Annotated in this window: 18 protein-coding genes; 12 read left to right on the top strand and 6 right to left on the bottom strand. The window is 71.3% G+C overall.

Going from position 1 to position 20205, the window contains the following annotated elements:
- Nucleotides 1–77: 77 nt before the first annotated feature.
- Together K8Z49_RS21430 and K8Z49_RS21425 are read left to right on the top strand one after the other, a co-directional pair.
- Nucleotides 78–938: a biotin--[acetyl-CoA-carboxylase] ligase gene (locus K8Z49_RS21430; RefSeq protein WP_024934293.1), complete on the top strand. Its 861-nt coding sequence runs from the start codon at nucleotides 78–80 to the stop codon at nucleotides 936–938.
- Nucleotides 939–1061: 123 nt separating this feature from the next.
- Complete coding sequence (locus K8Z49_RS21425) at nucleotides 1062–2081, top strand: adenylate/guanylate cyclase domain-containing protein (RefSeq protein ID WP_024934294.1); 1020 nt, start codon at nucleotides 1062–1064, stop codon at nucleotides 2079–2081.
- Nucleotides 2082–2084: 3 nt separating this feature from the next.
- Here the strand turns inward: K8Z49_RS21425 and bfr are convergent, their stop codons facing one another.
- Both bfr and K8Z49_RS21415 read right to left on the bottom strand, forming a co-directional pair.
- Entirely contained in the window at nucleotides 2085–2582 is a 498-nt protein-coding gene (gene bfr, locus K8Z49_RS21420; protein ID WP_024934295.1) for a bacterioferritin, read from the bottom strand.
- A gap of 87 nt (nucleotides 2583–2669) precedes the next feature.
- Nucleotides 2670–2972 carry a (2Fe-2S)-binding protein gene (locus K8Z49_RS21415; RefSeq protein WP_021595301.1) on the bottom strand — a complete coding sequence of 101 codons (303 nt, stop codon included), beginning with the start codon at nucleotides 2970–2972 and terminating at the stop codon, nucleotides 2670–2672.
- Between the two features lie 228 nt (nucleotides 2973–3200).
- Between K8Z49_RS21415 and glgX the strand changes: the two genes are divergently transcribed.
- The 5 genes from glgX to K8Z49_RS21390 all read left to right on the top strand — a co-directional run bounded on the left by glgX (nucleotide 3201) and on the right by K8Z49_RS21390 (nucleotide 11688).
- Nucleotides 3201–5363 carry a glycogen debranching protein GlgX gene (gene glgX, locus K8Z49_RS21410; RefSeq protein ID WP_412521116.1) on the top strand — a complete coding sequence of 721 codons (2163 nt, stop codon included), beginning with the start codon at nucleotides 3201–3203 and terminating at the stop codon, nucleotides 5361–5363.
- Nucleotides 5364–5372: 9 nt separating this feature from the next.
- Complete coding sequence (treY, locus tag K8Z49_RS21405) at nucleotides 5373–7721, top strand: malto-oligosyltrehalose synthase (RefSeq protein WP_412520466.1); 2349 nt, start codon at nucleotides 5373–5375, stop codon at nucleotides 7719–7721.
- Complete coding sequence (treZ, locus tag K8Z49_RS21400; protein WP_412520464.1) at nucleotides 7718–9493, top strand: malto-oligosyltrehalose trehalohydrolase; 1776 nt, start codon at nucleotides 7718–7720, stop codon at nucleotides 9491–9493. The genes treY and treZ overlap by 4 nt, the downstream gene beginning before the upstream one ends.
- A 151-nt stretch (nucleotides 9494–9644) precedes the next feature.
- Nucleotides 9645–10316: a response regulator transcription factor gene (locus tag K8Z49_RS21395; RefSeq protein ID WP_019629095.1), complete on the top strand. Its 672-nt coding sequence runs from the start codon at nucleotides 9645–9647 to the stop codon at nucleotides 10314–10316.
- A 100-nt stretch (nucleotides 10317–10416) separates the two neighbouring features.
- On the top strand, nucleotides 10417–11688 hold the full coding sequence (locus tag K8Z49_RS21390) for an ATP-binding protein (RefSeq protein WP_412520461.1): 1272 nt from the start codon (nucleotides 10417–10419) through the stop codon (nucleotides 11686–11688).
- Between the two features lie 15 nt (nucleotides 11689–11703).
- Here K8Z49_RS21390 and K8Z49_RS21385 read toward each other — a convergent pair whose 3' ends face one another.
- Nucleotides 11704–12294, bottom strand: coding sequence for a GtrA family protein (locus K8Z49_RS21385; protein ID WP_021595296.1), 591 nt, complete (start codon nucleotides 12292–12294; stop codon nucleotides 11704–11706).
- A gap of 304 nt (nucleotides 12295–12598) precedes the next feature.
- Between K8Z49_RS21385 and K8Z49_RS21380 the strand changes: the two genes are divergently transcribed.
- From K8Z49_RS21380 to K8Z49_RS21370, 3 genes are all read left to right on the top strand, one after another.
- On the top strand, nucleotides 12599–13771 hold the full coding sequence (locus K8Z49_RS21380; protein WP_021595295.1) for a 5-(carboxyamino)imidazole ribonucleotide synthase: 1173 nt from the start codon (nucleotides 12599–12601) through the stop codon (nucleotides 13769–13771).
- A 23-nt stretch (nucleotides 13772–13794) separates the two neighbouring features.
- On the top strand, nucleotides 13795–14262 hold the full coding sequence (gene purE / locus K8Z49_RS21375) for a 5-(carboxyamino)imidazole ribonucleotide mutase (RefSeq protein ID WP_052357269.1): 468 nt from the start codon (nucleotides 13795–13797) through the stop codon (nucleotides 14260–14262).
- A gap of 115 nt (nucleotides 14263–14377) precedes the next feature.
- The gene (locus K8Z49_RS21370; protein ID WP_021595293.1) at nucleotides 14378–14863 is read left to right on the top strand and encodes a hypothetical protein; all 486 of its coding nucleotides are present in this window, start codon (nucleotides 14378–14380) and stop codon (nucleotides 14861–14863) included.
- 86 nt (nucleotides 14864–14949) lie between these two features.
- Here K8Z49_RS21370 and K8Z49_RS21365 read toward each other — a convergent pair whose 3' ends face one another.
- The 3 genes from K8Z49_RS21365 to K8Z49_RS21355 all read right to left on the bottom strand — a co-directional run bounded on the left by K8Z49_RS21365 (nucleotide 14950) and on the right by K8Z49_RS21355 (nucleotide 18003).
- Nucleotides 14950–15879, bottom strand: a complete 930-nt coding sequence (locus K8Z49_RS21365) for a glycoside hydrolase family 16 protein (RefSeq protein ID WP_412520458.1) — start codon at nucleotides 15877–15879, stop codon at nucleotides 14950–14952.
- Nucleotides 15880–16036: 157 nt separating this feature from the next.
- Nucleotides 16037–16678, bottom strand: coding sequence for a response regulator (locus tag K8Z49_RS21360; RefSeq protein WP_412520456.1), 642 nt, complete (start codon nucleotides 16676–16678; stop codon nucleotides 16037–16039).
- A 29-nt stretch (nucleotides 16679–16707) separates the two neighbouring features.
- Nucleotides 16708–18003, bottom strand: coding sequence for a sensor histidine kinase (locus K8Z49_RS21355; RefSeq protein ID WP_075020686.1), 1296 nt, complete (start codon nucleotides 18001–18003; stop codon nucleotides 16708–16710).
- Nucleotides 18004–18079: 76 nt separating this feature from the next.
- On the opposite strand from K8Z49_RS21355, the gene K8Z49_RS21350 reads away from it, so the two are divergent.
- Nucleotides 18080–19222, top strand: coding sequence for a hypothetical protein (locus K8Z49_RS21350; protein WP_412520454.1), 1143 nt, complete (start codon nucleotides 18080–18082; stop codon nucleotides 19220–19222).
- 244 nt (nucleotides 19223–19466) lie between these two features.
- On the top strand, nucleotides 19467–20174 hold the full coding sequence (locus K8Z49_RS21345; protein ID WP_412520452.1) for a hypothetical protein: 708 nt from the start codon (nucleotides 19467–19469) through the stop codon (nucleotides 20172–20174).
- The last annotated feature ends 31 nt before the right edge of the window (nucleotides 20175–20205 follow it).

The raw sequence follows: 20205 nt of genomic DNA, 5'->3' as shown, positions 1-20205 counted from the left end.
ACGGCACCTTAACGACCGGGTGCTCCGCCGCCGGACGCGGTCCCAAGATCGAACTCGCGGTGGGGTTGGATGGGTACGTGAGCGACTCACCTTATGGGGATCTCGATCGGCCGCCGTTGCACGAGGCGGCGCTCCAGCGCGCGCTCGTGCGGGACGGCGGGCTGTGGCGGGAGGTCCGCGTCGTGGCGGAGACGGGGTCCACGAACGCCGATCTCGCGGTCCGGGCGCGGGAGGGGGCGCCGGAGGGGACCGTGCTGGTCACCGAGCTGCAGACGGCGGGCCGCGGGCGGCTCGGGCGGGTGTGGTCGGCGCCGGCGCGGTCGGGGCTGGCGTTCTCGATGCTGCTGCGCCCGCGGGTACCGGTGCCGCTGCTCGGGTGGGGGTCGCTGCTGACCGGCGTCGCCGTCGCCACCGCCGTCCGGCGGATGACCGCTTGGTCGCAGACGGGTGAGGGGTTCCTCGGCGACGGCGGCGACGTGGCGGTGGACGCGCGGCTGAAGTGGCCGAACGACGTGATCGTCGAAGACCGGAAGCTGGCCGGGATCCTCGTGGAGAAGGTCGAGGACGGGCTGGTCGTCGGCGTCGGCCTGAACGTGGGCCTGCGGAAGGACGAGCTGCCCGTGCCGACGGCGACGTCCCTGGCGATCGAGGGGGCGCCGCTGAGCGACCGGGCGCCGCTGCTGCGCGCGATCCTGCGGGAGTACGCGACCTGGTACCGGGAGTGGACGGCGCTCGGCGGTGATCCGGAGACCAGCGGGCTGCGTACCGCCTACAAGGATCTGTGCGCGACGCTCGGCCGGCGGGTCGGGGTGGAGCTGCCCGGCGGCGAGCGGCTGGCCGGGACGGCGCGGGACGTGGACGGGGCGGGCCGCCTCGTGGTCGCCGGGACGGCCGGGGACAGCGCGGTCAGCGCCGGAGATGTGGTGCACGTCCGGTGAGCGCGGAGCGGGGATCGATGATCCGGGCGGTGATCCGGTTTCTGATCTGCGACGATATGGGCGGGTACCGATCCACGACGCCGCCGCCACGGCCCATGGCGGCGGCGGACTGAGGGGCGGATGATGGCGGCCGGATTGCCGGATCCGAAGGAGATCGAAGAGCTCCTGCTCGGAGGCGAGCTGCGGTACAACCGCGTGGACGCGGTCCGGCTGTCGGGGGTCTCCCGGGAGTTCGCGGGCCGGATCTGGCGGGCGTTCGGCTACCCGTCGATGCCGGACGACACGATCGCCTACACCGAGGGCGACGTCGCGGCGCTCGACCGCCTCCGCAGGCTCGTCGACGACGGGATCCTGGACGAGGAGGGCGTGGTCCGGCTGGTCCGGGCGTTCGGCCAGACGATGACGCGGCTCGCCGAATGGCAGGTCAACCTGCTGCGGAGCATGCTGACGCACGATCTGCACGAGGCGCCGTCCGCGGAGGCGGTGGACACGGTGGTGGACATCGCCGAGAAGCACATCGGCGAGTTCGAGCCGCTGGTCGTGCACGCGTGGCGGCGGCAGCTCGCCGCGGCGGGGACGCGGGCGCTGGCGGCGGCGGCGACCCGGGAGAACGGCGATCCGGCGGGGCGCCCGATGACCACGGTCGGGTTCGCCGACATGGTCTCCTTCACCCAGGTCAGCCGGGAGCTGGAGGAGATCGAGCTGGCCCGCGTCGTGGAGTGGTTCGAGGAGACCGCCGCCGACATCATCGCCACCTGCGGCGGCCGGCTGGTCAAGACGCTCGGCGACGAGGTGCTGTTCAGCGCGGAGACGCCGGAGGTCGGCGCGGAGATCGCGCTGACGGTGGCGGCGGCCATCCAGGACGAGACGGAGGTCCCGGATGTGCGGGTCGGCGTCGCGTACGGGCCCGTCCTACCGCTGATGGGCGACGTGTTCGGCACCACCGTGAACCTCGCGGCCCGGCTGACGTCGCTGGCCCGGCCGGGCGCGGTCGTGATCGACGGGGAGCTGGCGGCGCGGCTGGAGGACGCGCCGGGCTACGAGGTGACCCGCATCGTGCGGCGCCCGGTCCGCGGTCTCGGGATCATCCAGCCGTACGTGCTGCGCAGGAGCGGCGGCCCGGCGGCCGCGGAGGCGCCGTAGGGGTCAGACGGGGCTCGGGCCGTCGTCGCCGGGAGAACCGGTGAGCCGCTGCAGGTAGTTCTGCTCGCCGAGGGCCTGGACGAGGCTCAGCTCGGTCTCCAGGTAGTCGATGTGCTCTTCCTCGTCGGCGAGGATGTCCTCGAAGATGCGGGCGGAGGTGACGTCGCCGCGCGAGCGCATCAGCTCGATGCCGGGGCGCAGCCGCTCGACGGCCTCCATCTCGATCGCGAGGTCGGCCTCCAGCTGCTCGACGATGGTCTGCCCGATGCGCAGGGTGCCGAGCTTCTGGTAGTTCGGGAGCCCTTCCAGGAACAGGATCCGGTCGGTGAGCCGCTCCGCGTGCCGCATCTCGTCGAACGACTCGTCGCGGGTGTGCTTGGCGATGCGGGTGAAGCCCCAGTTCTCCTGCATCTTGGAGTGCAGGAAGTACTGGTTGATCGCCGTCAGCTCCGCGGTGAGCTGGTCGTTCAGCAGCGCGATGATGTCCTTGTCGCCATCCATGCCGCCCATGCTCGCATGTCCGGCTGTTTCTGGACAGCACTGACCCCCACACGAACCCGTCCGTTCCGTTCGTGCGGGGTCGTCGGTTCAGGCGGCGGTGGGCGGTGCGGCGCCTCCTTCGGCGGTCTCGACGGCGTCTCCGGGGACGCCGATCTCGGATGCGGAGGGCTCGGGGACGGCGGAGAGGCCGAGCGGTCCGCCGGTGAGGGCGTCGGCGAGCTCGCCGGCCGTCCGGTACTCGCTGACCATCTGGTGGATGCGCTTGGTGCACGAGCCGCAGTTCGGCTTGAACCCGCAGGCCGCCTTGACGGCCTTGGCGGTCGTGCAGCCGTCCGCCATGCAGCCGCGGACGTCGTCCTCGGTGACGGCGTTGCAGATGCAGACGTACATGCGGGCGGGAGACCTTCCGTGCGGCTCGTCCTGGGCGGACGCCCCGACCTGCGAAGGTAAGGGCGCCCTCAATAAGGTAAGGCTCCCCTAAGATAGCCCAGCCGTGTCCGTTCTTGCCAGAGGGGTCCGAATCGGTGTGATCCACCCCTCAGCGGGAAGGGCTTTCCGCGTGCGGCCCCGGCGCGCGTTCCGTCGTCCCCGGTGCCCGCACGGACGGGAGGCGGGACGGTGGCGCAGGTCTGGCCGGGGGACGCGTACCCCCTCGGGGCGCGGTTCGACGGCGCGGGCACGAACTTCGCGGTGTTCTCCGAGGTGGCGGAGCGGGTGGAGCTGTGCCTGTTCGACGGGCCGGCGGGCGACGGCGAGGAGACGCGGTTCCCGCTCCCGGAGGTGGACGCGTTCGTCTGGCACGGCTACCTGCCGGGCGTCATGCCGGGACGCCGCTACGGGTTCCGGGTGCACGGGCCCTACGATCCGCGCCGCGGCCTGCGCTGCAACCCGGCGAAGCTGCTGCTCGACCCGTACGCGCAGGCCGTCGAGGGCGAGATCGACTGGAACGAGTCGTGCTTCGGGTACGACTTCGGCGACCCGTGGTCGCGCAACGACGCCGACTCGGCGGGCCACACGATGCGGTCGGTGGTCGTCAGCCCCTACTTCGACTGGGGCGACGACCGCCCGCCCCGCATCCCCTACCACGAGACGGTGATCTACGAGGCGCACGTCAAGGGCCTCACCGCCCGGCATCCGGAGATCCCGCCGGCGCTGCGCGGCACCTACGCGGGCCTCGGCCATCCGGTGATCACCGATCATCTCCGCTCGATCGGCGTGACGGCGGTGGAGCTGATGCCCGTCCACCAGTTCGTCCACGACGACGCGCTGACGAGCCGCGGGCTGCGCAACTACTGGGGCTACAACACCATCGGGTTCTTCGCGCCGCACAACGAGTACTCCTCGTCCGGGCAGCGGGGCGAGCAGGTGCTGGAGTTCAAGGCGATGGTGAAGGCGCTGCACGAGGCCGGGATCGAGGTGATCCTGGACGTGGTCTACAACCACACGGCCGAGGGCAACCACCTCGGGCCGACGCTGTCGCTCCGGGGCATCGACAACGCCTCGTACTACCGGCTCGCCGAGGACGACCCCCGCTACTACATGGACACCACGGGCACCGGCAACAGCCTGCTGATGCGCAGCCCGCACGTGCTGCAGATGATCATGGACTCGCTGCGGTACTGGGTGACCGAGATGCACGTGGACGGGTTCCGCTTCGACCTGGCCGCGACGCTGGCGCGCGAGCTGCACGCGGTGGACCGGCTGTCGGCGTTCTTCGACCTCGTCCAGCAGGACCCGGTCGTCTCGCAGGTGAAGCTGATCGCCGAGCCGTGGGACGTCGGGGAGGGCGGCTACCAGGTCGGCAACTTCCCGCCGCTGTGGACGGAGTGGAACGGCAAGTACCGCGACACGACGCGGGACTACTGGCGCGGGCAGCCGGGCGCCATGCCCGACTTCGCGTCCAGGCTGACGGGCTCGTCCGACCTGTACGCCGACGACGGCCGCCGCCCCATCGCCTCGATCAACTTCGTGACGTGCCACGACGGGTTCACGCTGCACGACCTCGTCTCCTACGACGGCAAGCACAACGAGGCCAACGGCGAGGGCAACCGGGACGGCACGAACGACAACCGGTCGTGGAACTCCGGCCACGAGGGCCCGACGGACGACCTCGACGTGATCGCGCTCCGCGAGCGCCAGAAGCGCAACTTCCTGACCACGCTGTTCCTGTCGCAGGGCGTCCCGATGCTGCTGCACGGCGACGAGATAGGCCGGACGCAGGGCGGCAACAACAACGCCTACTGCCAGGACACCGAGCTGTCGTGGGTCGACTGGACAGGCCTGCGCGACGACACGTTCTTTGATGAGCGCGGCCCGCTGCTCGACTTCGTTCGCCGCCTGTCCGCGCTGCGCACCGAGCATCCGGTGTTCCGCCGGAGGCGGTTCTTCCTGGGCGACCAGCGGAGCAAGCGCGCCCGCGCGGCCTCCCGGCCCGAGGACCTGCCGGACCTCGTCTGGTTCACGCCGGGCGGGACGGAGATGTCGGACGGCGACTGGTCGGCCGGGTTCAACAAGGCGCTCGACGTGTTCCTGAACGGCGACGCGATCGGGGAGCCCGACCGGCGCGGGCGGCAGGTCAAGGACGATTCCTTCCTGCTGCTGTTCAACGCGCACGACGGGGACCTGCCGTTCACGCTTCCGCCCGCGCTGTACGGGCAGATGTGGATAAAGATGCTCGACACCGCCGACCCCCTGCTGGCCGAGGAGGAGTCGCCGATCGTGAAGGCCCGCGAGACCGTCCATGTGGGCGCGCGCTCCGTCCAGGTCCTGCGCCGGGTCTGAGGGTCCGCGATGGACGACGCGCCGCACGCCGAGCCCGCCCCCGAGGAACCGCCCCCCGCCGACGATCCCCCCGAGGAAGCCGTGTCCGAGGACCACAGCACCGAAGCGACCACCCCCGCCGCGGATCCGCTCGCCGCGCCCCCGACCGGGACCTACCGCCTCCAGCTCCGCGGGACCCCCGACGAGCGCTTCGGCTTCGCCGAGGCCGGCGCGCTCGCCCCCTACCTGGCCTCTCTCGGCGTCTCGCACGTCTACCTGTCCCCGATCCTGCAGGCCGCGCCCGGGTCGACGCACGGGTACGACGTCGTCGACCACTCCCGGCTGTCGGACGAGCTGGGCGGCCCCGAGGCGTTCGGCGCCATGGTCACCCGGTTCCACGCGCACGGGCTGGGGGTGCTGGTCGACGTCGTCCCGAACCACATGGCGATCCCCGACCCGCACGACCTGAACATGCCGCTGGCGGCCGTCATCGCCGACGGGCGGGAGTCGCCGTTCGCGAAGTGGTTCGACGTCGACTGGGACGCGGGCGGCGGCCGGCTCGTCCTGCCCGGCTCTCCCTCGCCCGGCAGGGGGGAGCCGAACTACCGGCGCTTCTTCGACATCTCCGGGCTGATCGGGCTCCGGCAGGAGGACCCGGAGGTGTTCGAGCGCACGCACGCGCTGCTGCTCGGCCTGGTCGAGGAGGGCCTGGTGGACGGCCTGCGCGTGGACCACCCGGACGGCCTCGCCGACCCCCGGGGCTACCTGCGGCGGCTGGCGGAGGCGGCCCCGGGCCGGCGGCTGCTCGTCGAGAAGATCACCGAGGGGGAGGAGCGGCTGCCGGCGGACTGGCCGTGCTCCGGCACCACCGGTTACGACTCGCTCGGCATGGTCGGCGGGCTGTTCGTCGACCCCGCCGGGGAGAAGCCGCTCACCGACTACTACGTGTCGCTCACCGGGAATCCGGCGCGGTTCGAGGAGGTCGAGCACGAGGCGCGCCGCCACGCCGCCGCGCACGGCCTCAAGCCCGAGATCGACCGGCTTCTGCGCGTCCTTCGACGGGTCGTGGGCGAGCGTCGCCCGGGTCTGGAGAAGGCGCTGGTCGAACTGCTCGTCGCCATGCCCGTCTACCGCGCGTACGTGGTCCCGGGGGAGGACGCACCGCAGCAGGCCGTCGACGTCATGAACGAGGCCTCCCGCCGCGCCCGTGAGCATCTCCCGGAGGAACTGCACGGCGACCTCGAAACGGTCGTCGCGCTGGCGCTCGGCCAGGGCGACCGCACGGACGCCGAGTTCATCGTGAGGTTCCAGCAGACGTCCGCCCCGCTCGCCGCGAAGGGGGTCGAGGACACGGCGTTCTACCGCTGGAACCGCATGGCCTCGCTGAACGAGGTCGGCGGCGACCCCGGGCGGTTCTTCGTCGGCCCGGAGGAATTCCACGCTCACTGCATCCGGATCGCCCGCGACTGGCCGTTGACGATGACGACGCTGTCCACGCACGACACCAAGCGCGAGGAGGACGTGCGGGCCTGGCTCGCCGTCCTGTCGGAGTTGCCGGGCGAGTGGATCGAAGCGGTGGAACGGTGGCGGACCTGGGGTTCCGGCCCGTCGCCCCTGGAGCCCGACCTCGAATACCTGCTCTGGCAGACGCTCGTCGGCGCGTGGCCGCTCACCGCCGGCCGTCTGGAGGAGTTCCTCGTCAAGGCGATGCGCGAGGCCAAGACCCGGACCTCCTGGGCCGAGCGGGACGCCGAGTACGAGGAGGCCGTCCTCGCCTACGCGCGCGGCGTCCTCGCCGACCCGGACCTCGTCACCGACATGACGTCGTTCGTCGCCAGGCTGGCCCGGTACGCGCGCGTGAACACGCTCGGGCAGAAGCTCGTCCAGCTCGCGATGCCGGGCGTCCCGGACGTGTACCAGGGCTGCGAGCTGACCGGCCTGGCGCTGGTCGACCCCGACAACCGGCGGCCGGTCGACTACGGCCGGCGCCGCGAGCACCTCCTCCGGCTCGACACCGGCCGCCGCCCGAAGGAGGTGGACGACGAGAAGCTGCTGGTCACCTCCAGGGTCCTGCGGCTCCGTCGGTCGCACCCGGAGTGGTTCGGGCCGGGAGCGCGGCACGAGCCGGTCGCCGTGCGGGGGCCGGGCGCCGAGCACGTCGTCGGATTCACCCGCGGGGAGGCCGTCGCGCTCGCCACGCGGCTGCCCGTCGGCCTGGAGCGCCGCGGCGGCTGGAAGGGCACGCGGGTGGACGTCCGCGGCCAGGGCTGGCGGGACGTCCTGACCGGCTGCACCCACATGGGCCCGTTCCTGGACGCCTCGCGCCTGTTCGAGCACCTGCCCGTCGCCCTGCTCGTCCCCAGGGAGATCGATCGGTGAGCAGCCGGTTCGAGGTGTGGGCGCCGGCCGCCGGACGGGTCGACGTCATGGCCGGCGGCGCCCGCCACCGCATGGAGGCGCTGGCCGGCGGGCGGTGGGCGGCCGAGGTGGCGGACGCCGGCCACGGGACGGACTACGGCTTCGTCCTGGACGGCGGCGGCGAGGTGCTGCCCGACCCGCGCTCGCCCTGGCAGCCGGACGGAGTCCACGGTCAGAGCCGCATGTACGACCACGAGCGGTTCGCCTGGACGGACCAGCACTGGCATGGCCGTCCGCTCCCGGGCAGCGTCCTCTACGAGATGCACGTCGGCACGTTCACCCCGGAAGGGACGTTCGACGCGGCGGCCGAACGTCTCGACCACCTGGTGGCGCTCGGGATAGACGCCGTCGAACTGCTCCCGGTGGCGTCCTTCCCGGGCAGGCACGGGTGGGGCTACGACGGTGTTCACCTCTGGGCCCCGCACGAGCCGTACGGCGGCCCGGACGGGTTGAAGCGCTTCGTGGACGCCGCCCACGCACGCGGGCTGGCCGTCGTCCTGGACGTCGTCTACAACCATCTCGGCCCGGACGGCAACCGGCTCGGCAGTTACGGGCCGTACTTCACGAGCGCCCATGCCACTCCCTGGGGCGACGCGGTGAATTTCGACCAGGAGGGCTCGGAGGAGGTCCGCGCATTCGTCGTCCAGAACGCGCTGATGTGGTTGCGCGACTACCACATGGACGGGTTGCGCCTCGATGCCGTCCACGCCATCACCGACCACAGTGCCGTGCACATTCTTGAAGAGATGGCTTGTGCCGTAGAAGCCCTGTCGGCCCATCTGGGGCGGGAACTGTTCCTCATCGCCGAATCAGACCTGAACGACCCGCGCCTGGTGACGTCCAGAGAAGCGGGCGGATACGGTCTGGACGCTCAGTGGAGCGATGATTTCCACCACGCCCTGCACGCCGCCCTCACCGGCGAGAGGCAGGGCTACTACTGCGACTTCGGGTCCCTGGAAACGCTCAAGAAGGCCCTTACCAAGGTCTTCGTCCATGACGGGACGATGTCCACTTACAGGGGGCGCCGCCACGGGCGTCCGGTGGACGTCCAGCGGACTCCCGCGCACAGGTTCCTCGGTTTTCTGCAGAACCACGACCAGGTGGGCAATCGCGCGGCAGGGGACCGCACGGCCGCCCTCCTTCCGTCCCCGGAATTGCTCAAGGTGGGCGCGGCGCTGCTCCTGCTCGCCCCGTTCACGCCCATGCTCTTCATGGGCGAGGAATGGGGCGCGTCCACGCCGTGGTGCTACTTCACCGACCACCAGGACCCCGACCTCGCGCGTGCGGTCAGCGAAGGGCGGCGGCGGGAGTTCTCCCGGCACGGCTGGGCCGGCGAGGTCCCCGATCCACAGGCTGTGGACACGTTCCGGCGGTCCGTCCTCGACTGGTCCGAGCCGGACGGCGAACCCCATCGCGAGCTGCTGGAATGGCACCGCTCCCTGATCGCGCTGCGCCGTGCCACCCCGGAGTTGAACGACCCCCGGACCGCCGGGGTCAGGGTCGAGGTGGACGAAAACTCGGCCCGCTGGCTGATGATGTGGCGCGGCGGCGTGTGCGTGGCGGCGAACCTCGGTGACCTCCCCGTCCTGCTCCCCGCGTCGGCGCCCGGCGCCGCCCGCCCCCGCCTGCTGCTCGCCTCGGATCCGGCGATCCACCTCGACACGGACGGCATCGGCGATTCCGGTACGGCCTCGCTGGCGCTTCCGGCCGCCTCCGTGGCGGTTCTCGGGTGACCGCCGGGCCCCGCGCCGCCGGGCGGGATGTGGACTACAGCCCGATTCGGCCGGGTTCGTGGTGATCAAGGATGTACTACGAGTGGCAAACCGCAGGTCAAGAGCGCGGCGGATGCCGGGCAATGTTCAAGAATGGTCATACGATCGGTCCATGACCTCAGTACTGCTCGCCGAGGACGACACGTCCATCTCCGAGCCTCTCGCCCGCGCGCTGCGTCGCGAGGGGTACACCGTCGAAGTCAGCCCCGACGGCCCGCAGGCGCTGGAGCGGGCGCTCGGGGGCGGCGTGGACCTGATCGTCCTCGATCTCGGCCTACCCGAACTGGACGGCCTTGAGGTGGCCCGCAGGGTACGGGCCGAGGGGCATGGCGTGCCCATCCTGATCCTCACCGCCCGCGCCGACGAGGTCGACACCGTCGTCGGCCTCGACGCGGGCGCCGACGACTACGTGACCAAGCCGTTCCGGCTGGCCGAGCTGCTCGCCCGCGTGCGGGCGCTGCTGCGCCGGGGCAGCACCGAGACACCGATCGTCCAGGGGGTGCGGATCGACGCCGAGTCGCGCCGCGCCTGGATGGGCGACCAGGAGCTCCAGCTGACCACCAAGGAGTTCGACCTGCTGCGCGTCCTCGTCCGCGACGCGGGCAAGGTCGTGACCCGCGAACAGATCATGCGCGAGGTGTGGGACACCAACTGGTGGGGTTCCACCAAGACCCTCGACATGCACATTTCCTGGCTGCGCCGCAAGCTCGGCGACGACGCCGGCAGCCCCCGCTACATCACCACGGTGCGGGGCGTCGGCTTCCGGTTCGAACGCGGCGACTAGCACCGGCCGCCGCGGTCGTGCGGGACGCCGGAGGCCTTCCCGAGAGGCCTCCGGGGCTCCGTGCCGCATCGCCCGCGGCCCCACCCTCGAAGGAGCCCTGATGAGGCGCCGACTGCTCCTGTCGACGCTCGCGGTGGCGGTGGTCGCGATCCTCCTGCTCGGCATACCCCTCGCCTACATCGCCCACAAGCTCGTCTACGAGGAGGCCGGCCGGTCGCTGGACCGGGAGGCGTCCTCCATCGCCGGCGGCGTCGGCTACCGCCTGGAGTCCCGCCTGCCGGTCACCGGCGCGGAGATCGCGCGGGAGTTCCCCGGCCGGCACATCGCGATCACGCTGCCGGACGGCCGGACGGTCACCGCCGGCCCGCCCCGGCGCGGCCGCGTCCTGTCCGCCGCGGCGGCGCACGGCGCGGTCCGGGTGCGGGTGTCGCGCCCGGAGGCGCAGGTCCGCGACGAGGCGCTGCGGCGGCTGCTGCTGATCGTCAGCCTGGCCCTGCTCGGCGTCGCCGTCACCGTCGGCCTGGCGATGGTGCAGGCCCGCCGGCTGACGCTGCCGCTGATCGACCTCGCCGAGACCGCCGACCGGCTCGGCAGCGGCAACGCCCGGCCGCGCCCCCGCCGCTACGGCATCCCCGAGGTCGACCGGGTCGCCGAGGTGCTGGACCACAGCGCGGTCCGCATCACCGACCTGCTGATCGCCAGCCGGGAGTTCGCCTCCGACGCCAGCCACCAGCTCCGCACGCCGCTGACCGCGCTGTCCATGCGGCTGGAGGAGATGATCGAGGCCGCCGATTACCCGGACGTCGTCCGGGAGGAGGGCGCCGCGGCCGTCGCGCAGACCGAGCGGCTCGTCGCGGTGGTCGAGCAGCTCCTCGCCCGCGCCCGGCACGACCGCACCGGCGGCGCCGTCCCGTCCCCGATCGACGAGATCATCCGGCAGCAGGTGGAGGAGTGGCGGCCGAGCTTCCGCAAGGCCGGCCGGGACGTGCGGATCGTCGGCGAGCAGGGCCTGGTCGGCATGACCAACCCCGAGGGCCTGTCCCAGATCATCGCGACGCTGCTGGAGAACTCGCTGATGCACGGCGCCGGGACGGTGACCATCCACACCAAGCCCGGCGCGAGCTCGGTGGTGGTCGAGATCGGCGACGAGGGCTGCGGCATCCCGTCCGAGCTGGAGCCCCGCATCTTCGAGCGGACCGTCAGCGGCGGCCGCGGCACCGGCCTCGGCCTCTACCTGGCCCGCTCCCTGGCGGTGGTGGACGGCGGCCGGCTGGAGCTCATCCAGGCCCGCCCCGCGGTGTTCGGCGTGTTCCTGCGCGAGGCCGCCGAGGCCCGGCTGGCCGCCGAACGCGTCGTGATCGGCCCCGCTTAGATCTCGGCGCTCCGCCTAGATCTCGGCGTAGTCCTCGGCGGCGTGCGCGTCGAGCGGGTGGCCGAGGCGCGGGGACGGGGACTGGGCCGGGGCGGCCGCCGCGCGGGTCGCGCCGGGGCCCTCCGGGGCGTCCGGCGCCTCGGGCAGGCCGGAGGCCGGGGCGACCTGCGGCGCCGACGCCGGCAGGAACACCCACTTCTTGTACGACCAGAAGCGGAACAGCGTCGCCACTCCGGTGCCGATGACCAGCGCGATGTTGTAGAAGACGGCGCCGTCCAGCCCGAGGACGTAGTGCGAGAACCCGATGAACAGCTCGGTGATCACCAGGCCGACGCCGTTCAGCGCGAAGAACAGGACGTACTCGCGGCCCAGCCCGGTGCGGTCGCGGTGCCGGAACGTCCAGTACCGGTTCGCCAGGTAGGAGAACGTCGTCGCGATCAGCGTGGCGACGCCGTTGGACGTGAGGGGCCCCACCCCCAGCCCGGTGTGCAGGCCGTTGCCGATCGCGACCGTGATGACGAACGCGATCGCGCCCACACTGCCGAACTTGGCGAGCTCGCGCACCAGGTGCTCGAACTGCCGGTGGAGATTGGCGACCAGGCTCACGAAGGGGAACCGTCCTTCCGGACTTTCGTCTGTACGCCACGACGTCCTGCTCGGCGGCCGCGCGGCTGCTGCTGCGGGGGCATCACGAGAATAGACGCCCGTGGCCCGTGGGACGTCCGAACATGAACGTTCCACACCCTCCACGGCGTTCCCTGCCCATTGCCGAGATCCCCACACACGTTCGACGCGGGCTCCGCGTGAATCGTTCGCTCCGGCCTCCCGATAGCCTTTCGACGTGAAGGTTCAGCCTCTTTCCAGCGGGGACGACGCCCCGCGCCCCCCGGCCCGGCCCCGCCGGGACGACATGCCGGTCGTCGGGATGGCGGGCGGGGGCCAGCTGGCCCGGATGACCCAGCAGGCGGCGATCGGGCTCGGCGTGTCGCTGCGCGTCCTCGCCGGGGGGCCGCGGGACTCGGCCGCCAGGGCCGTCCCGGACACGCGGGTCGGCGACGACCGCTCCCTCGACGATCTCGTGGCGTTCGCCAAGGGCTGCGACGTGGTGACGTTCGACCACGAGCACGTCCCCGGGCCGCACATCGAGGAGCTCCAGAACGCGGGCGTCCCGTGCCGTCCCGGGGCGGCCGCGCTGGCGCACGCCCAGGACAAGCTCGTCATGCGCGAGAGGCTCACCGGCCTCGGCGTCCCGTGCCCGGCCTACTCGCACCTGCCGCCGTCCGCGCCGCTGGCCTTCCTGGAGGCGTTCGCCCGCGAGCACGGCTGGCCGCTCGTCCTCAAGGCCACCCGCGGCGGCTACGACGGCAAGGGCGTCTGGATCGTCGAGAACCTCGACCGCGAGGCGTACGAGCTCGTCCGGGAGCTGCTGTCCGGGGGCGTCGACCTGATGGTGGAGCAGCACGTCCCGTTCGAGCGGGAGCTGGCCGCGCTCGTCGCGCGCTCCCCGTACGGGCAGGGCGCCGCGTACCCGATCGTGGAGACCGTCCAGGAGGGCGGGATCTGCACCGAGGTGATCTCGCCCGCGCCCGGCCTGCCCAAGGACCTCGCCGCCGAGGCGCAGAGCCTCGCGCTGCGCGTCGCGGACGAGCTGGACGTCGTCGGCCTCCTCGCGGTCGAGCTGTTCCAGACCGCCGGCGGGCTGCTGGTCAACGAGCTGGCCATGCGCCCGCACAACTCCGGGCACTGGACGATCGAGGGCGCCCGGACGTCGCAGTTCGAGCAGCACCTGCGCGCCGTCCTCGACCTCCCGCTCGGCTCCACCGAGCCGACCGCCCGCTACACGGTCATGGCCAACGTGCTCGGCGGCGACGACCCGGAGGTCTATCCCCGCTACATCCACGTGATGGCCCACGACCCGGCGGTCAAGGTCCACATGTACGGCAAGGAGTCCCGCCCGGGACGCAAGATCGGCCACGTGACCGCGCTCGGCGACGACCTCGCCGAGGTCCGCGAGCGCGCCCGGCACGCCGCCGCCTACCTGCGGTGGGGTACCCAGATGAAAGAGAAAGAGGAGAACAGGTGAGCGACCCGGTGGTCGGGGTGGTGATGGGCAGCGACTCGGACTGGCCCGTCATGGAGGGCGCCGCGCAGGCGCTCGCCGAGTTCGGCGTCCCCTACGAGGCGGACGTCGTGTCGGCGCACCGGATGCCGCACGACATGATCGCCTACGGGGAGGACGCGGCCGGCCGCGGGCTGCGGGTGATCATCGCGGGCGCGGGCGGCGCCGCCCACCTGCCGGGCATGCTCGCGTCGGTGACGCCGCTGCCGGTGATCGGGGTGCCCGTCCCGCTGAAGTACCTGGACGGGATGGACTCGCTGCTGTCGATCGTCCAGATGCCCGCCGGCGTCCCGGTGGCGACGGTCGCGGTCGGCGCGGCCCGCAACGCCGGGCTGCTGGCCGTCCGGATCCTGGCCGCGTCCGACGAGGACCTGCGGGCCAAGATGAAGGTCTTCCAGCAGGACCTCTACGGCCAGGCCAAGGCGAAGGGCACCCGCCTCCGCGAACGGCTCTAAACGAACGCCTCCAAATTGGTCAATCCGGGTAAAGTCGTCGCCTGACGTCATGCTCCCCGGGAGGCGTTCGATGGCTCGTAGAAAATCGGCCTATTGCGGCCTTCTTCTCCTAGGAATGCTGGCCACCGGCGCCTGCGGCGGGTCGGACGACGACGGCGGGGCCTCCGCGGCGCCGTCACCGAAACAGGTTTCGCCGACGGCGTCCCCGTCCGAGACGACCGACCCCGTCAAGGAAGACCCGGGCGCCGAGGAGGGGATCGAAGGGGCGCGTGCCGCACTCAGCGCGTTCCTCCGGGGGCAGGCGGCGGGTGACAGCTCGGTGTGCCGTTATGTCGCTGAAGACGGCGACTTCGTGACCGGCCCGGCTCTGAAGGGCGACTGCCGCAAGGGTGTGCGGACCTCCCCCCATTTCTTCAGGCCGAGGGAACGGCTGGCGCTCGGCCAGATCCTGGCCACCGGTGGAAGGATCACGAAGTCCGGCGAGGCCGAACTGCCGTTCTCGGGACTGCGCTGGACCGACGGGCACCTGTCGGAGCAGACGCTCCAGCCGGCGTTCGTGCTGCGCCGAAGCGACGAGGGCGTGTGGCAGATCATCCGCTGACATAACGGTGAGCCCGGCCTCCCGGCGACCCCGTGGCCGGGAGACCGCGTCCACCACCCGAAACCCCTCAAGCCCGACCAAGGCGTTCAGACGCCGTACATGCGGATCCAGTCGACCTCAAGGACCGCCAGGCGGTTCTTGCGCTTGAGGTCGATCGAGGGCGCGGTCAGTTTCTTGAGGTGGGGCATCCAGTCGAGCTGGATCGCCTGGCCCATCGGGCCCGGCGGCAGCACGTCCCGCCTGGAGGTGTGGAACCAGCGGCGCCCGTCGACGTAGCCGCTGATGCCCTTCTCCGTCCACTCGACCGCGAAGGTGTGCCAGGTGGTGAGGTCCACCTTCATGTGGTCTGAGATGCGGCCGGAGTTGCCTTCCCGCCCCTTCTGCTCCGAACCTTCTCGCTGGTCGAAGTGGAGGAAGAAGAAAGCGCCCTTCCGGAGACCGTTGTCCTCGTAGGTCTCCATGTAGTCGACCTCGCCCCCGCCGCCCTTCGGGGCGGTGCCGCCGCCGCCGTTGACCGGCCACAGCAGCATGTTCGCGTTGTAGCACGCGCAGGAGCGGTTGAGCTTCACCCGCGCCTCCCAGCGGCCCGTCTTCTGCTCGCACTTGCGCCAGCCGAGCCCCCCGGTGGTCCCGTCGGGCTTGCCGGTGATGCGCAGGACCCCGTCGCGGACGGTCACCGCGCTCGGGCTGCGCCGCCCCTTGCCGGCGTGCCCGCGGCCGTTGTAGACCTCCCAGGCCTTCTTGTCGAGGCGGTCGAACTCGTCGGCGGCCACGGGACGTCCCCACCCGTGACGCTGCGCCGCCGTCGACCCGCCGGAGGACTTGGCGGCCTTGCCGGTGCCGGCGGGAGCGTGGGCGGACGTCCGCTCCCCGGCGGGAAGCGGATGGGAGTCGGCGGCCGCCCCGGTGCGCCCGATGTCGGCCGCGCTCTCGTGCAGAGCGGCGAATATCAGGACGCCGACGGTCACCGCGGTGACCGTCACTATGACGACCTGTCTCCGGAAAGAAAAGGGCATGGTACAACCTCCGAACTGAACGAATCGCTTTCGCGGCCGATTCCGGCTCGCCAAGCGCACGACTTATTCAGTCGGAATCTAGCCGGGCGCGCATCGGGGGCCCTAGGGCTCTAGGGCCCTAGCCCGGGCGATAGGGGCCTCAATTCGAACGGGCAGATCAGTCCTGCGGCGGCATTCCGAGCCAGGTCACGATGGCTGTGGAGCGGTTCGGGGCCCCGAGCTTCGCATAAAGCCTGTTGATGTAATTCTTGACGGTCTTCTCGGTCAGAAATAGCTTGGCCGCGATCGTCGAGTTCGGATGGCCCTGCGCGATCAGGTTCATCACCTCGGCCTCGCGTTCCGAGAGCCCGAAGCGCTTGCGCTGCTCCACCGGATCGGCCGCCACCGGTGCGCCGGCGGGGCCAGTCCGCGCGGCGTCGATCAGGGCCGCCGACGCCGCCTGGGAAAGGGGGTGAGCCCGTTGCCGGACGCTGTTCAGGACGGCCGCGCACAGTTCCGCGGGAGTGAAGGTGTTGTGCACCATGTAGCCCACGGCCCCGTTGCGGACGGCCGCCAGCACCACCTCGGGGTCCTCGACCTGGGTGAGCATGATGACCCGGCCGATCCCGCTCAGGGCGGCCGCCGCGGAGACCCCGTCGACGTGCGGCATGCGCACGTCGAGAAGGATCACGTCCGGGACCGTCTCCCGCGCCAGCTCGATCGCCCGCCGGCCGTCCCCCGCCTCTCCGACGACCTCGATCTCGTCACTCGCCTCAAGCGCCAGCATGAGGCCCGAGCGGATGAACGGGTTGTCGTCCACCACCAGCACCCGGCACGGCGAATCGATGTTCACAGGCTCCTCCGGTCTACCGATGCGGTGCCGTTCCCACCTGCCGCCACCACGGCGTCGCTCTCGGACGCGTCGTCCGGGGAGGGGGCGTGGCGGAATCGGACGGTGATGCGGGTGCCGCCGCCCGGGGTCGAGTCCACGGTGAGCTCGCCTCCGGCTCTGCGGGCTCGCTCGTGCATGCCGAGGAGGCCGTAATGGCCGCCGTCGGCGAGCGCGTCCAGCCAGCCGTCGCGGCCGGGGCGTTCGGGGAGGCCGCGGCCGTCGTCGCGGACGACGACCCGCAGGCCGTCCGGGCCGTCCGTCACCGCGACCTCGACGGCCGTCGCGCCGGCATGCCGGCGGACGTTCTCCAGCGCCTCCTTGACGATCGCCACGGCCTCGTGCCGGGGGTGCAGCGGCAGGTCGGCGCCGTCCTGGACGCGGTCGGCCACCCGGACGCCGGTCGACTCGCCCCACTCCGCGGCCAGTTCGCGGACCACGACGTGCAGGGGGCGCTGCACGGCGTCCGCGCGCAGATCGGCGATGAGGGACCGGGCCTGCCGGGTGGCGATCTGCGCGGCGGCGGCGATGCGCTGGGACTCCTTCACCGCGCGGTCCGGCGACTTGCGTACGACCATCGGCAGGCTGGTCGCGGTGAGCGCGATCCCCGACAGCGTGCCGGTCAGGGAGTCGTGCAGCTCCCGGGCCAGGTGCGAGCGCTCCTCGGCGGCCATGGCCATCGCCTCCGAGCGCCAGAGCGCCTCCTCGGCCGCGGCCTGCTCGTCGAACAGCCGCCGGATCACGCTCCCGACCAGGGCGCCGATCCCGTAGAACGCGGGCATCGCGAGCAGCAGCGGGAGCGTGTCGCCACCCCGAATGCCGCCCGTGCCGTCGCCGTCCAGGAGGGCGACGTAGTACAGCACGGTCTGCTGAAGGCAGAGCACGAGCGTCGTCGGCCAGCGGTACAGCAGCCCCGCCAGACCGGCGGCGATCACCGTGACCAGGAAGTACGGGCCGATGATCCCGCCCGTCTTCAGCACCGCGAAGCCGAGCAGCACGTCGCAGGCCAGCAGGGCGGGCTGCGCGTACAGGCGCGAGACCACCTGCTCCCAGCCGAGCAGCATCAGCCCGGAGAACAGCGCCACCGCGGCCAGGGCGCTCAGCGCCCAGAAGTCGCCGCGGACCTGGCGATCGATCAGCACCGTCACCCCGACGACCAGCACCCGCACCTGGATGAGCAGGACGAACGTCGTGCCGATCCGGGATTCCACGGACCTGCGCGAAGACCCGGAGACGTGCTGGGTCAGGTCGGGCATCGAGGTGGTCCTCCCGCGGGCAGCACAGCTTTCTGCAAAAGGAACATTAGCCACATCTCTGGTGGAGGTCGCTACTATGCCCACGATCAACGACACATCCCTTGAAGAAGGGACGAAAACGTCAGGTCGCAGGACCGTTCCGCAGCCGAACGATGTCCGCGGCACCGCCGAGTTCATCGCCATGATGCGGCGGCTTCAACGCTGGTCCGGACTGAGTCTCCAGGAACTCGAAGCCAGAACGGCGCAGGCGCCCGTCCTCATGCCCGGAGGGCTGGCCGGAATACTGGGTGGCAGCACTCTGCCACGTCGTGAAGTGGTTTCGGCGTTCGTCAGCGCGTGCGGATGCGTGCCCGAGGTTCAGGCGGAATGGATGCGCGCGTACGCACGGGTATCCTCACCATCGCCGAGGCCGTCCGCCGTTGCCCCGGCGAAACTCGTCGCCTCGGCGAAACCCGTCGCCGCTCCGGAGCCGCCCGTGCCCCCGCCCCCCGACAAGAGGCAAGCCGAAGAGCAGCCGAAACGGCGCCCTCGTCATCGCAAGTCCTCCGGGAGGCGCGACCGTTCAGCGCGCCGTTCGCTCTCGCCGCTGGTCGCCGCGCCGGCGTTCATCACCGTCGCGGTCGTCGCGATAGCCATGGTGACCGCACTCGGCGACGACTCCGGGAAGCACGAGAACAAGGAGAGCGGCAAGCCGTCCCTCGCGAGCCCGCCGGGCAACGGCTGGTACTCCATTCAACCCGAGGCCTCCGTATCGGTGGGGAACTGCCTGACGATCCTTCCGGATGATCAGTTCGCGCCGACTCTTTCGCTTGAGGAGTGTGATGAGGAGGACGATCTACAACGTTTCTGGCTTGAAACCCACACCGCCAACACGCATGTCGTTCAGGGGCACACCGTCGACGGCAGGCTCTGGTGCCTCACGCTCGACGCGCCCGGCGAAGGATCCCGCCTGCACTTGACCGCATGCGACGAGGCCAACAAGTGGCAGCGGTTCAATCTGGAGGCGACCAGGCCGCAGGGTGAGACCGCGGCAGGAAAAGGCACGTCCCAGCCGACACCCCTTTTCAACCTGCGGTCCCCTGAGACCCGTCAGAACGGAATGTGCGTGGGCATCGACTCGGCGTGGAAGGGCAGCATCCAGGCGATGCACACCACCTGCACCAAGACGGGGATATGGGGCTACAGCTTCGTCCAGACCACGCCCCCCGCCGGCACCTGACCTGGTAAGTCCCGCTTGCCCTGCGTTCGACGCGAACAAGCCACCGGGTGCGCCCGAATTCCGGCGGCCGGTCAATCCGGCCGCCGTTCTGGCATGCGCTGAAACGGACAAGAATCATTAGGGCCTGCGAGGGGTCGTGTTGGGGTCCTATGGCCCTAGGGGGTCGAGCACCATTCTCCGTATCTTTTTCTCCATCGATCGGGCCGCATATCCAGAGGCCCGTGAATGGAAAGGGAGTGGAGAAATGCGCGAGGAGAACTCTGTGGAGAGCAAGCCGTCGCGGCGCCGGACCACGATCGCGGCGGCGGTGGGCGTCACCGCGCTGGGCGGCGCCATCGCCGCCGGCGTGCTCGTGGCCGGCGGCTCGCAGCCCGCGCCGGTCGACAAGGTCTCCGCGGTGTCCGGGCAGGACGCGCCCGCCCTGGTCGGCGGAGCCTCCGCCGGCGCCGAGGCCCCCACCGGCAGTGAGGCGCCCACCGGCGGCGAGACCGAGACGCCCACCGGTTCCGAGGCGCCCACCGGTTCCGAGGCGCCGACCGGTTCCGAGACGCCGACCGGTGCCGAGGCTCCCTCCGCCGGCGGATCCGCCGGCGGTGCCGGGGTCGCCGCGAAGAAGAAGGAGAAGTGCAACACCGTCGACCGCTACATCAACTCCGCCACCATCCCGAAGTACGAGTGGCACTCCAGCGTCAAGTACTGCTGGAACGGCAAGACGGTGCGGATCGTCCGGGCGAACAGCTACCTGAAGAACGCGTCCTGGAACGTCAAGGAGGAAGCGAAGCCCAACCGCATCGTCTTCAACAAGAACCGTTCCGCCGTGACGGTGATGATCAGCGCGAACGTGGTCCGGCCGAACCCGTGGTTCGAGGTCATCCGGCGCCCGAAGGTCCAGTACCGCATGTGGGCGGTCAACGGGGCCCACACCTACAAGCTCGTCGGCAACGAGGCGTAGCCGGGCCGGCGGGCCCCCGGCCGCGGCCGGG

Source organism: Actinomadura madurae (assembly GCF_047130825.1).
Taxonomy (GTDB): domain Bacteria; phylum Actinomycetota; class Actinomycetes; order Streptosporangiales; family Streptosporangiaceae; genus Spirillospora; species Spirillospora madurae.
Note: the sequence above shows the minus strand (reverse complement) of the source record. Positions and strands in the feature narration are given on the sequence as shown.